The organism is Thioalkalivibrio sp. ALE14 (genome assembly GCF_000376845.1).
Taxonomy (GTDB): Bacteria; Pseudomonadota; Gammaproteobacteria; order Ectothiorhodospirales; family Ectothiorhodospiraceae; genus Thioalkalivibrio.
Genome location: NZ_AQXY01000031.1, coordinates 171,734 through 184,618, shown reverse-complemented (window position 1 = coordinate 184,618; position 12,885 = coordinate 171,734). Strand labels below are relative to the sequence as shown.

Here is a 12,885-nt window from a genome sequence, read left to right as displayed (position 1 = left end):
GGCAAGCAAGGTCGCCGCCGCGTGACCGGAGGGGTGGACTACCAGCTCTTGTAGGGCAGGAACTTGCCGTTCCAGGTGATCTTCACGCGGTCGCCCTTGGGGTCCTCGACCTTGTCGATGTCCATGGTGAAGTCGATCGCGCTCATGATGCCGTCGCCGAATTTCTCGTGGATCAGCGCCTTCATGGTGTCGCCGTAGACGTTGATCGCCTCGTAGAAGCGATAGATCACCGGGTCGGTGGGGATGGTCTTGTCCCAGGCCTTGTGCGGGAAGGCCTGGAGCGCCTGCGAGACCTCGGGGCCAAGGCCGAGGAAGGTCGCCAGCTTGTCGGCCTGGTCGCCCTCCAGGTGGTTCATGCCGTAGCAGGCGGAGGTTACGTAGACCTCGTGCAGCCCGGTGGCCTCGGCGATCGCGGCCCAGGTGGTTCCGCGGTTCTCCTTGGCCTCGAGGATGGTGGTGGTCATGGCGCTCTTGCTGAGACTCATCAATTGGCTCCTTAGAATGCGATGGGTAAAGGTAGGGGTCAGACCGCGCGCACCATGCGCGGCCCCGGTTGGGAACTGTGTTCCGGTTCGGCCTCGGGCCTCGCCGGGTTGACGATGCGTGGGGTGTGGCGCGGGTTGTCGCCGCGGGCGGCGGCCTCCTGGGCCTTGGCGGACATCACCTTGGCGCCCTCGACCAGGAAATCGACCAGGTGGTTGCGGATCGGGTAGTACGCCTCCTCCTGGTGGAGTGTGGCCCGGGTGCGCGGCCGCGGGATGTCGATCTTCACCGACTCGGCCACCTGGGCATGCGGGCCGTTGGTCATCAGCAGCACGCGGTCGGCGAGCAGGATCGCCTCGTCGACATCGTGGGTGATCATGAACACGGTCTGGTGGGTCTCCGACCAGATCTTCAGCAGTTCCTCCTGGATCACGCCGCGGGTCAGGGCGTCCAGGGCCCCGAACGGCTCGTCCATCAACAGCAGCTTGGGTTCGATGGCGAAGGCCCGGGCGATCCCGACGCGCTGGCGCATCCCGCCGGAAAGCTGCGACGGCTTGCGGTCCATGGCATCGTCCAGTCCGACCATGTGCAGGTACCGCTCCGCGTGCTCGCGGCGTTTCGCCTTGCTCCAGTTGGGCCAGCGGGCGCGCACCGCGAACATCACGTTGTCCCGCGCTGTCAGCCAGGGCAGCAGGCTGTGGTTCTGGAAGATCACGCCCTGGTCGAGGCTCGGGCCCTTGATCTCCTTGTTGTCCATGATCACGTTGCCGTCGGTAGGCGTGGCCAGGCCGGCGAGCACGTTCAGGATGGTGGATTTGCCACAGCCGGAGTGACCGATCAGGCAGACGAACTCGCCCTTGTCGATGGTCACATCCACGCCCTCGAACACCGTCAGCAGGTCGTTCGAATCGGGCTGCGGGAAGCGCTGGCTCAGGTTCTCGATTTCGAGGAATCCCTTGCTCATGGTTGGTCTCCTTTGGTGCCGCGCCGACTCAGTCGGCGTAGCGCACGAACTTGGTGGCCTGGGCGAGGGAGGCATCGAGCAGGAAGCCGACGATGCCGATCATGATGATCGCGAAGATCACGCTGGCGAGATCGAGGTTGTTCCACTCGTTCCAGATGTAGTAGCCGATGCCGGTGCCGCCCACGAGCATCTCGGCGGCGACGATGACCAGCCAGGCAATGCCGATGGAGATGCGCATGCCGGTCAGGATGGTCGGGGCCGCGGCGGGCAGAATCACCGTGAATGCCGTACGCAGGTTGGATAGCTGGTGGGTCTTGGCCACGTTCAGCCAGTCATTCCGCACCGAGGCGACGCCGTAGGCCGTGTTCACGAGCATCGGCCAGATCGAGCAGATGAAGATCACGAAGATCGCCGACATGTTGGAATCGCGGATCACGAACAGGGCAAGCGGCATCCAGGCCAGCGGCGAGATCGGCTTGAGGATCTGGATGTATGGATCGAACGCCTTGTTCAGCAGCGGCGACATGCCGATCACGAAACCGAGCGGGATGGCGATCAGCGCGGCCAGGGCAAAGCCCAGCAGGACGCGGTAGATCGAGTAGGCCAGCTGGATGCCGATGCCCTTGTCGTTCGGGCCCGCGTCGTAGAACGGGTTGCTCAGTTCGCTGAAGGCGTGGCTGAACACCTGGGTGGGGGCCGGGATGCCGCTGCTCGAAGTGCGGTCGGTTCCGCCCCCCATCAGCCGTTCGTATTCGCTCAGCTCGCCCTGTTGCGGTGCGAGGACGTCCGGGGCGGTGGCCAGCTGCCACACGCCCAGGAAGACCACGAGCATCACCAGCGAGAGAACGGTCGCCCGGAAGTTGAGATTGCTCAACATGGCTTAGCTCCTGCGGATTGCGAAGCTGTCGAGATAGCCTTCCGGGTCGGTGTAGTCGAACACCTTCCCCATGATCTCGAAGTTCTTGTAGGTCTTGCTTGGCGCCTCGTAGCCCAGCTCGGTCATGACCTCGGCGCACTCGCTGGCGAGGAAGACGTCTTCCGCCAGGCGGTTGTAGTCAAAGTCGCGATCCACATAGCCCCAGCGCTTCATCTGGGTGAGGATCCAGGTGGCCATCGAGTGCCAGGGGAAGGGGTCGAAGTCGATCCGGTGCGGGTCGTTCTGGACGTTGCCCAGGCCGTCGGCGTAACGACCGGTGAGGACCTGCTCGACCACCGATTGCGGCTGGTTCAGATAGGCACGCGGGGAGATGGCCTCGGCGATCTCGGCGCGGTTGTTGATATCCGAGCTGTACTGGGTGGCCTCGATCAAAGCGCGGAACAGGGCGCCGAAGGTGTTGGGATGCTCGTCGGCCCACGCCGCGGAGCAGGCGAAGGCGCAGCACGGGTGGCCGTCCCAGATGTCCTTGGTCAGCATGTGAATGAAGCCGATGCCGTCCCAGACTGCGCGCTGGTTGAACGGGTCGGGAGCCAGGTAGCCGTCGACGTTCTCGGCACGCAGGTTGGCGACCATCTCCGGCGGCGGCACGACGCGGATGCTGATGTCGCGATCGGGATCCAGCCCGTGCTCGGCCACCAGGTAGCGCAGCAGGAAGTTGTGCATGGAGTACTCGAAGGGCACGGCGAAGGTGAAGCCCTTCCAGTCTTTGGGATCGCGCTTGTCCTTGTGCTTGTTGTGCAGGGTGATGGCCTGGCCGTTGATGTTCTCCACCGCCGGCATGATGTAGTGCTCACGCGAGGAGCCGGAGCCGAGGGTCATCGACAGCGGCATCGGCGAGAGCATGTGCGAGGCGTCGTACTCACCGGACAGCGACATGTCGCGGGCCACCGCCCAGCCGGCGGTCTTGATCACGTCGACGTCCAGGCCATGGCGCTCGTAGAAGCCCATCGGGTGGGCCATGATGATCGGCGTCGCGCAGGTGATTGGGACGAAGCCGACGCGCAGCTTGGTCTTTTCCAGCGGCCCGCCGTCCTTGATTGCAGCCTTCACCTTGTCCAGCGGCAGGATGGAACCCAGCGCTGCGGCCACGGTGCCGCCCCCCAGCATCTGCAGGAAACGGCGGCGGTTGATCTCGTTGTGACCGAACATGCCGCGGACGATGGCGCTTTCCACCGCGCGATCGACCATGGCCTCGTCGCTCAGGTCTTCGCCGGTGGTGTGGGCGTCGGCCTGAACGGGCTCATGGGTGGCGCGTCGTTCCAGTTTTTCTTCCAGGTCCGGGGACGCGGTGTCGAAGCAGCTGCAGCTGCCCGGACCCGTGTGCCCGTGGCGGCAACTGGAGCCGTGGCGCAGGTCGGCTTTGGCGTCAAAGGGATCGTGAAGACTCTTGGTCGGCATGGTCGGCTCTCCTCGTGGATCGAATCGATGCGGGCGTCGTTGCCGCGCATGCCGAGGGTCTCTGCAGGTGCCATGCCAACTCCCGGAAACGGGGTGCAGGAACGCGGAGGTCCGATGGCTGTGGGGACGCTTTGACGCCATTGAGGACAAATCGGACGAAACGTCCGCAATGCCGCGTGACTCGCTCTAAGTGGTTTCTATGCCGAGTTTTTTCAGGCGATAGCGAAGCTGGCGCGGGGTCAGGCCGAGCTCCATCGCGGCGCGGGTCTTGTTGCCCCCGTTTTGTTCGATGGCGCGCGTCAGGCGCTCCGTCTCGGAGGCGTGCACGCGCTGATACGGGCGCACCGCGCTGGTGCAGGCTGCGCCGTGGGGGGGCAGCATTCCGGTGTCATTGTGCCGCGTTGGTGCCGCGACCGGGTCCGCCCCGGCGCTCCGGGGCGCATCCTCGAAGGGGCTGATGCGCGACTCCTCGTGGAGGATCTCGTCGATGAGCGGGGTGCCAATGCGGCCGTCCGTGGATAGCAGCACCGCGCGTTCCAGCACGTTCTCCAGCTGGCGGATATTACCGGGCCAGTCGAAGGCCTCCAGGCGTTCCAGCACGCCGTCATCGACGACCACGTTCCAGCCGTGCAGGTGGGTGTAGCGGTCGAGGAAGTGGCGGGTGAGCAGGCGGATGTCGCTGGCGCGGTCGCGCAGCGCCGGCATGTGCAGCGGGATCACGTTGAGGCGATAGAACAGGTCAAGCCGGAACGCCCCGGCGTTTACCGCGGCCTGCAGGTTCTGGTGGGTCGCGGCGATGATGCGCACATCCACCGGGATGTCACGCGCGCCGCCAATGGGCTGGACCACTCGCTCCTGCAGGACGCGCAGGATCTTCGACTGCAACGCCTCCGGCATGTCGCCGATCTCGTCGAGGAACAGCGTGCCACCGTCGGCCAGGGCGATCTTGCCGGTCTTGGCGCTGGAGGCGCCGGTGAAGGCGCCCTTCTCGTGGCCGAACAGCTCGGATTCCAGCAGGTCGGCCGGGATCGCGGCGCAGTTGATGGAGATAAACGGCTTGGCGTTGCGCTGGCTGATCCGGTGGATCATGCGCGCGATCTTCTCCTTCCCGGTGCCGGAGGCCCCGGTGACCAGCACCGTCGCCTGGGTGTCCGCGATGCGGTGGACCTGCTTGAGGACGTGGCGCAGGGCCGGGCTCTCGCCGAGGATGCCGTACTGCCCGCCCTGGGTATCCAGGGCGCTCTTGAGGTAGCGGTTCTCCGAGACCAGCTCGGCGGTGCGTTCGGCGATCAGCTGATGGATTCGCAGGACCTGGCCGATCATGCTGGCGACCACCCGCAGCAGGTTCAGGTCGTCCTGGAACTGGCGCGAGCGCCGGCGCAGCCGATGTACGCCCAGAACGCCGATGGCGTGTTCGTCCTGCACGATGGGGACGGCGATGTAGGCGACGGTCTCCTGCGGCAGGGTAGAGCGGTCGATGGCGCGGGCCAGGTATTCGGGCTCGTTGTCGATGTCCTGGATCAGGGCGATCTGGCCGGTCTTCATGACGCGCCCGGTGACGCCCTCGCCGAGGCTGTAGCTGCCGCGGTCGCGCTCGGCATCGGTCAGGCCGTAGGCGTGGCGGATGCGCAGCTGGCCGCTGTTCGGATCGGGCAACAGGACGCGGCCCCGATTGAGTCCCAGTAGCTGGGACATCATGCCGAGGATTCGGTAGATCGCGGCGTCCGGGTCGCCGGAACGGCCCATCAGCTTGGCGACCTCCAGCAGCAGGGTGATCTCCTGCTCCCGCGTGGCGAGGTCCGGCGGGGCCGAATCGGGTAAGGGTTGCGGTGCCATGGGTGGGGATATGCAGAAAGCCTGCCAGTGCGGAAAGCCCGGTTTTTGCGGCGGTACGGGGTGGTCGGGTGGTCCGTTCTGGTGCCGTTGCCTCGCGACGGGGCGGGGCTTCGCACCGTTAGCTTGCACGGGCACGCTTTCGGAGGGAGGGAAGTGGCCCGGCCGGGGTGGCCGGGCCGGTGTGTGTTATCCCTCGGCGTGGTAGCTGCTGCGTTTGATCAGGCGTACGCAGATGGCGTCGAGCATGTAGCCGATGATGCCGATCACCAGCACGAAGGCGGCCAGCTTGTCGTACTCCAGGGTGTCGCGGGCATCGTTGATCGCGTAGCCCAGCCCCGAGGTCACGCCCAGGTACTCGGCCGGCACCAGCACGATCCAGGCCACACCCACCGCCAGGCGGATCCCGGCGAACACATCCTGGGCGATCGCGGGCATCACGATGTAGCGCAGGGTGTGGTACGGGTTGGCGCCCAGGTTGTTGCCGACCTTCAGCCACATGGGGTCGATGCGCTGCACACCGTGCGCGGTGGCGTAGGTGATCGGCCAGACGGCGGCGATGGCGATGAGGAAGATGATGGCCGCGTCCCAGGTGGCGAAGGCCAGCACCGCGATCGGCATCCAGGCCAGCGGCGAGATCATCCGCAGGAACTGGAAGGGTACGTGGGTGACCTGCTTCAGGGTCAGGAAGTAACCGATCATCACACCCAGCGGCACACCGATGGCGATGGCGTAGCCCAGACCCCAGCCCACGCGGTACAGGCTGGATTCGATCGGCGACCATACGGCGCCGGAGCTGACGATGTCCCAGAAGGCCGCCAGCGTGGGCCCCGGAGCGAAGCTCGCGAAGGCCATCGTGTCCTCGTTATTGGCGATGGCCCAGCCGCCCCAGTACCACAGGGCGAACAGGCCGGCGATGCCCAGCAACGGGTATTGCAGCGCCCGGCGTGTGCGGTCCGCGAACCGCAGGAGCGGCATCAGCCGCTCCACGGTCCCGGTGTCGATGGATAGGGTGGCTTCGCGGTTCATAGGGCCACCACCTCCTCGCGGGCGAACGGCGAATCCATGTCCACGCCCGGGGCTCCCTGCCACGCGGTATGCGTCTCCATCGCCTTGCGCACGAAGTCGTAGTTCACCAGGTCATCACTCACGAAGTCCGGGTCCAGGCCGGCGAGGAACGTGGTGTCGCCACCGACCAGCGTCTCGTTCATCGCGCCGACCAGCATCTTGGTGGCGGACGGGTAGGGCCAGGGCGAGAAGTCGATGCGCCCGTTCTCCCATTCGGGGTGACGGATCGCGCCGCTGTCGGCGTAGGTGCTGTCATCGTGATAGTTGGTCATTGCGCGTTCCACCACGTTGGCGGGCATCGGCAGGTAGCCCTTGCCATCGCGCGAGAGCATGGTGGCGACACTCTTCTTGTCTTCCTGGATCGTGCCCTGGGCGCGGACCACCGCGTTCATCACCTTCTGCGTCCACTCCGGCTCGCGGTTGGTCAGGCGCTCGTTCATGCAGACCACACAGCAGGGGTGATTCTTCCAGATATCGCCGGTAAAGCGCAGCACGTTGCCGCGTGCCAGCAGTTCGCCGGCGGCGTTGAAGGGCTCGGCCACGATGTAGGCATCGATGGAACGGGCGGCCAGCGCCGGCGGCATGTCCGGCGGCGGCATGATCATCAGGTTGACCTCGTGCGCCTCCAGGGCCGAGCCCTGATCGCGGATCACCGGCGTCAGGCCGGCATCGCGCAGGGCCATCTGCATGACCACGTTGTGCATCGAGTACCAATAGGGGACGGCCACGCTCTTGCCGCCGAGATCGGCGAAGCTCTGCACGTCGACGTGACGTCCGGTGACCACCGCCGAGCCGTTCGTGTGGGCCCAGGACATGATCTTCACCGGGAAGTCGTTCTGGTAGCGCATCCACAGGGGGATGGGCTTGAGCAGGTGCACCAGGTTGAAGCGGTTGGCGGCGAAGGACTCGATCAGCGGCGACCAGCCGCGGATCAGGGTCGGATCGGCGACCTCCAGCCCTTCGTCCTCGAAGTAACCCTCGGAGTGGGCGACCAGCAACGCGGCCGCGTCGGTGATCGGGATGTAGCCGATGCGTACGACCCCGTCGAAGTCGCGGGTGGCAGCCTCGGGCTCGCCGAGGCTGCCGGGCTCGGCGCCGAACAGCGAGCCCGGCAGGGCCAGTCCGGTGCCGGCCAGCCCGCCCACGGCGGCGGTGCGCAGGAAGTTGCGGCGGGAAAAGCTGCGATCCAGCAGGCTGTCCAGCTCGCGGTCGATGTCGTGGTGGTTGTCGCAGTTGCACATGGTGGCGGTTCCTCGGTCGGGGTCGGGTAGTGGGGGCGGAGGTTCAGGCAGCGCGTACGCGCGCCCGGGATTCGGTTGCGGCCGGGTCGGCCGCCTGGATTTCGCTCTCGGCTTCAGGTGACGGGGGTTCGGAGCCGGCCGGTTCGGGGTCGGCCGCCGGGGTTCGGGTGGCCCCGAAGTAGCCCATCAGTTCGGCCTTGCGGTCGACAAAGGGCTGGCTGTTGCGGTCGCGCGGGTGGTCGATGTCGATGCGGAGCTCGGCCGTGATCGTGCCCGGATTGGAGCCCATGACCAGCACGCGGTCGGCCATGGCGACGGCCTCTTCGATGTCGTGGGTGACGAAGACCACGGAGATGCCACGCTCGCGGGCGAGACGGGTGACCTCGTCTTGCAGGGCCACCCGGGTGAAGGCATCTAGGGCGGAAAACGGTTCATCGAGCAGCAGCAGCTCGGGGTCGGTGGCCAGGCTGCGCGCCAGGGCAACGCGTTGCTGCTGCCCGCCGGAGAGGGACTGCACGTTGACTTCGGCCTTGTCGGTCAGGCCGACCGTCTCGAGCAGCTGATCGATGCGCTCGCGCATGTCGCGCTTGCGGCCCTGGAAGATCAGGCCCAGCGAGGCATTCTTGCGCACGGTCATCCAGGGGTAGAGCGAGGGCTTCTGGAACATCATGTTCCAGCGCGGGCTCGGCTTGATGACCTGATGGCCATTAATGCGTACGCAGCCGTCGCTGGGGATCAACAGGCCCGCGAGCATGTGCAGCAGGGTCGACTTGCCGCAGCCACTCTGGCCGATCAGGGCCACGGTCTCGCCCGGTGCGACGTTGACCTCGATGTCTTTCAGCGTGGGCTCTTCCTGCCCGGGATAGTGATGGGTGATGTAGTCGATGGAGATGGCGGCGCCCATGGCGTGTCCCTCTTGATCCTTCGTTCATGAGCCGCCGGGTGCAGTGTTTCGGCGGCGCGTTCACGGAGGTTCCTTACAAGGGGCGTGCCAAATCCCGGTCGGACCTTGGATATTTCCGTCTCCATGGTGCGGAAACGGCGTCCTGAAGCGGGATGCGGTGGGAGGAGAAGAGAGCGGCAACGCGGATCCGGAATTTCCCGCCCCCCGCGATCACGGGACAAAGTGGACAATCCGGCCGACCGGAGCGGACAAAGTGGACGGATTGTCCGTTGGGGGAGGTGGTGCATTCCACCGAATCGTCCGGAAACGGCGTGCTGGTGCGGTTTGCACGGTTCTGGCACGGCTTCTGCACTGGGATGGGCGACCCGGCCGAATGCCGGTGATCCACGAATCCCAACGCGAGGAGCATCATCATGTCTGCAGCCGAAGCCACCACCTCCCTGTCCATCAACGGCCTGGAGCCGATCGACCAGGACGGCCTGAACGGCCTGGCCGCCAAGGGCAAGGCCAACCCCGAGAGCATCGTGACCCTGAAGGCCACCACGGTCTGCGAGGGCAAGTTCCGCAACCTGACTTACGTCCGCGATCTGGACGCCCACGTGATCGACGAACCGCCGCACCTGCTGGGGGACGACACCGCGCCGAATCCCTCCGAGGCGGTACTGGCCAGCCTGGGCGCCTGCCTGTCGGTGGGGATGCATGCCAACGCGATCGACCGCGGTATCACCTTGACCAAGCTCGAGCTGACGCTGGAAGGCGATATCAACGTGACCGCCGTCTGGGGCGTCGGGGATACCGACGTGAACAAGCATCTCGGCTTTTCCGATATTCGCGTGAAGGCCCACCTGGAAGGCGATGCCAGCGAGGAACAGCTGAAGGAGCTGGTCGCCCACGCCGACTTCTGGTCGCCGGTCGCCAACACCATGCGCAATCCGGTCAACGTCAGCGTCGAGCTGGCCTGAACCGATCCCTGGATCCCGAAGGGAGTGAATCCAATGCTTGAAACCCGCACTCAAGACGTGACGGGGGTGTCGCCGGCCGCAGGGCCGGCGGATGCCGATGCCGCGCTGCAGGCGCTGGTGGAACGCGACCTCGCACCACTGACCGCCCGTATCGACCGCGAAGGCCTGTACCCCGAAGACTTTCTGCGCGAGGCCGGTCGCCTCGGCGCCTTCAACCGTCACCTGGCCAGCCAGAATGCGACCGGCACCACCGACATCGCCGGGGCGATCCGAGCCACCGAGGTGATATCGGCCGAATGCATGACCACCGGTTTTGTCGCCTGGTGCCAGAACGCCTGTGCCTGGTACGTGGAGAACAGTGCCTCGGACACCCTGAAACGTGACGCCCTGCCGAAGCTGGCCAATGCGGAGGCGCTGGGCGCCACGGCGCTGTCAAACCCGATGAAATGGTTCGCCAATATCGAGGACCTTAAGCTGTCCGCCGAACGTGTGGACGGCGGCTATGTAGTCTCCGGTGCACTCCCCTGGGTATCCAACCTGGGCGAGGACCACTACTTCGGCGCGATCTTCCGGACCACCGGCGCGAACCCGCGGCCGGTGATGGCGCTCATCAACTGCGCCGATCCGGGCTTCAGCCTGACGGCCTGTCCCGAGTTCACGGCCCTGGAGGGCTCGCGCACCTTCGGTTGCCATTTCGACCGGGTGTTCGTGCCGGATGAACACGTACTGGCGGACTCGTTGCCCGAATACATCCGCCGCATCCGTCCGGGCTTTGTGCTTCTGCAGATGGGCATGGGGCTGGGGCTGATCGATGGGTGCATCCAGACCATGCGCGAGGCCAACGAGACGCTGGCCCATGTGAATGGCTATCTGGATGACCAGGTGGGCGAGCTGGAAGAGGCACTGGAGGATGGTCGTGCCGCTTGCTATGCCCTCTCGGAGACGCCATTCGACGAGTCCGAGCGCTTCTTCGCGGACGTGCTGCAGATGCGCCTGACCGGTTCCGAGCTCTCGCTGCGGGCCTCGCAATCGGCGCTGCTGCACGCCGGTGCGCGTGGGTATCTCGCCAACGCGGCGGCCCAGCGCAAGCTGCGCGAGTCCTACTTCGTCGCCATCGTGACCCCGGCGATCAAGCACCTGCGCAAGGAGCTGGCGCGGATCCACGCGCACTGAAACCCTCACCACCCACGGCCGGGGTCCGCGTGACCCCTCGCCGAACGAAGGAATCGTCATGCTGGAAACCATTACACGACTGGATCCCGAGACTGCGGTCGCGACCCTGAAGGAGGCGATCGATGCCCAGGGCCTCAAACTGGTCTCCCACATCAATGGGCAGGCCAATGCCGCGAAGATCGGGGTAGAAGTCCCGACCGACCAGATCCTGGAGGTTTTTCATCCGAGCTATGCGGTGCGCGTCTGGGAGGCCTGCAAGCCGGCCGGCATCGACATCCCCCTGCGCATCCACGTCTCCGGTGATGGCGGCGTCCTGCGTATCAGCACGCGCTCCGCGCGGGACGTGTTCGCGCCGTGGGCCAACCCCGACCTGGACGCCATCGGATCCGAGCTGGACCCGAAGCTGAAGGCCATTCTCGACGCCGTGGAGGTCGCGTGATGAGCACTGAAACCGACGAATTCAAGCGCTATATCTGCAAGGTCTGCGGGTATATCTACGACGAGGCCAAGGGCGACCCGGATTCCGGTCTGGCACCTGGGACCCGCTTCGAGGATATCCCCGACGACTGGTACTGCCCCGACTGTAATGTGACCAAGGCGGATTTCACCGCGCTGGAGCCGCGCGCCGAGACCGCGGACGCCGGTGCCGCCGCGATGGCCTGGAGTGCCGGAGCCGGCGCGGCCGATCCGGACGCGGTGGTGATCGTCGGTGGCGGCATGGCGGGCTGGGCCCTGGCCGAGGCCCTGCGCGAGCGGGATCCGCGGCGCACGATCCGCCTGCTGACCGCCGATTCCGGGGACTATTACACCAAGCCGCGTATCTCCAACGCCTTCGCCCGCGGTGTGGCGGTCGAGGACCTGGTCGAGGAGAGCGGTCCGGCACGTGCCGCCCGGCTTGGCATCGAGCTGATGCCGTTCGTCCGTGTGCTGGATATCCATCGGGAGCAGCAACGGCTCATTACAGCGCGCGGTGGGGTGCCGTACGGTCAGCTGGTGCTGGCCACCGGTGCCCGTCCGCGCCGGGTTCCGTTCCCGGGCGGGGCCCCGGCGCCGCTGGCGGTGAACACGCTGGAGGATTATCGCGCCCTGCGTACGGCACTCGAGGGCCGTGACGGTTCACCCGCCCACACACGGGTGGCCATCATCGGCGCGGGGCTGGTGGGCTGCGAGCTGGCCGATGACCTCGCCGCAGGGGGGTACCCGGTGCATCTGGTCGAGTGCGCGCCGGGCCCGCTGTCGGGTCTGCTGCCGGCGCCGCTGGGGGACGACCTGGTGCAGGCCCTCGCGGGCCACGGTGTGCAGTGGCATACCGGGGCGACGGTCGAGCGGATCGAGCCGGTTGCCGAGGGCACGCAGCGCCTGGCCCTGGCCGGTGGCGAGTCACTGGAGGCCGAGGTCGTGATCACGGCCCTGGGCCTGGAACCGAATCGCGAGCTGGCCGAGCGGATCGGTCTGGCTTGTCACCAGGGGATCGAGGTGGATGCGCTGCTGCGTACGACCGATCCGACGATCTTTGCCCTGGGGGATGGTTGCGAGTTCGAAGGCCGGCTACGGCCGTATGTGGAGACGCTGCGCGGCCAGGCAGCGGCGCTGGCGCGCACCCTGGCGGGCGAGGCGACGGTGTACCGGCCGGATGCCGGGGTGGTGCAGGTCAAGACCGCCAGCCTGCCGCTGAATGTCTGTCCGCCGCAGACGAGTGGTGGCGAGTGGATCGAGATTGCGTCCGACGCCGAGGGCCGGCATCTGGAGTATCACGCCATTGGACAGCTCGCCGGGTTTGCCCTGTCCGGGCGTTATGCGCGGCGGGCGCGCGAGCTGGAGACCCGCCTGGGCGGGCCGGTGGCGGATACCCGCACACGTCTGGCTTCGTGATTGGGCCCGCGTGACACCGGGCCACGGGCCCGGACGGTGGTAACGCCGGC

At 66.4% G+C, this 12,885-nt stretch carries 12 protein-coding genes; 4 read left to right on the top strand and 8 right to left on the bottom strand.

The window, feature by feature from the left end:
- Window positions 1-38: 38 nt before the first annotated feature.
- The 8 genes from cynS to F572_RS0113720 all read right to left on the bottom strand — a co-directional run bounded on the left by cynS (window position 39) and on the right by F572_RS0113720 (window position 8,828).
- Complete coding sequence (gene cynS, locus F572_RS0113755; protein WP_017942047.1) at window positions 39-485, bottom strand: cyanase; 447 nt, start codon at window positions 483-485, stop codon at window positions 39-41.
- 38 nt (window positions 486-523) lie between these two features.
- The gene (locus tag F572_RS0113750) at window positions 524-1,447 is read right to left on the bottom strand and encodes an ABC transporter ATP-binding protein (protein ID WP_017942046.1); all 924 of its coding nucleotides are present in this window, start codon (window positions 1,445-1,447) and stop codon (window positions 524-526) included.
- Window positions 1,448-1,475: 28 nt separating this feature from the next.
- Entirely contained in the window at window positions 1,476-2,324 is an 849-nt protein-coding gene (gene ntrB / locus F572_RS0113745; protein ID WP_017942045.1) for a nitrate ABC transporter permease, read from the bottom strand.
- 3 nt (window positions 2,325-2,327) lie between these two features.
- A complete protein-coding gene (locus tag F572_RS0113740; protein ID WP_017942044.1) occupies window positions 2,328-3,782 on the bottom strand; it encodes an ABC transporter substrate-binding protein in 1,455 nt (484 codons plus the stop codon).
- A 186-nt stretch (window positions 3,783-3,968) separates the two neighbouring features.
- The gene (locus tag F572_RS0113735; RefSeq protein WP_017942043.1) at window positions 3,969-5,618 is read right to left on the bottom strand and encodes a sigma-54-dependent Fis family transcriptional regulator; all 1,650 of its coding nucleotides are present in this window, start codon (window positions 5,616-5,618) and stop codon (window positions 3,969-3,971) included.
- A 186-nt stretch (window positions 5,619-5,804) separates the two neighbouring features.
- Window positions 5,805-6,644: an ABC transporter permease gene (locus F572_RS0113730; RefSeq protein WP_017942042.1), complete on the bottom strand. Its 840-nt coding sequence runs from the start codon at window positions 6,642-6,644 to the stop codon at window positions 5,805-5,807.
- On the bottom strand, window positions 6,641-7,924 hold the full coding sequence (locus F572_RS0113725; RefSeq protein WP_017942041.1) for an ABC transporter substrate-binding protein: 1,284 nt from the start codon (window positions 7,922-7,924) through the stop codon (window positions 6,641-6,643). Before F572_RS0113725 ends, F572_RS0113730 begins: the two co-directional genes overlap by 4 nt.
- 43 nt (window positions 7,925-7,967) lie before the next feature.
- Window positions 7,968-8,828 carry an ABC transporter ATP-binding protein gene (locus F572_RS0113720; protein ID WP_017942040.1) on the bottom strand — a complete coding sequence of 287 codons (861 nt, stop codon included), beginning with the start codon at window positions 8,826-8,828 and terminating at the stop codon, window positions 7,968-7,970.
- A gap of 413 nt (window positions 8,829-9,241) precedes the next feature.
- Between F572_RS0113720 and F572_RS0113710 the strand changes: the two genes are divergently transcribed.
- The 4 genes from F572_RS0113710 to F572_RS0113695 are packed head-to-tail and all read left to right on the top strand — an operon-like array spanning window position 9,242 to window position 12,835.
- On the top strand, window positions 9,242-9,790 hold the full coding sequence (locus tag F572_RS0113710; RefSeq protein WP_017942038.1) for an OsmC family protein: 549 nt from the start codon (window positions 9,242-9,244) through the stop codon (window positions 9,788-9,790).
- Between the two features lie 33 nt (window positions 9,791-9,823).
- Window positions 9,824-10,963: an acyl-CoA dehydrogenase family protein gene (locus F572_RS0113705; RefSeq protein WP_017942037.1), complete on the top strand. Its 1,140-nt coding sequence runs from the start codon at window positions 9,824-9,826 to the stop codon at window positions 10,961-10,963.
- A gap of 58 nt (window positions 10,964-11,021) precedes the next feature.
- Window positions 11,022-11,402: a DUF302 domain-containing protein gene (locus F572_RS0113700; protein WP_017942036.1), complete on the top strand. Its 381-nt coding sequence runs from the start codon at window positions 11,022-11,024 to the stop codon at window positions 11,400-11,402.
- On the top strand, window positions 11,402-12,835 hold the full coding sequence (locus F572_RS0113695; protein ID WP_017942035.1) for an FAD-dependent oxidoreductase: 1,434 nt from the start codon (window positions 11,402-11,404) through the stop codon (window positions 12,833-12,835). The genes F572_RS0113700 and F572_RS0113695 overlap by 1 nt, the downstream gene beginning before the upstream one ends.
- The last annotated feature ends 50 nt before the right edge of the window (window positions 12,836-12,885 follow it).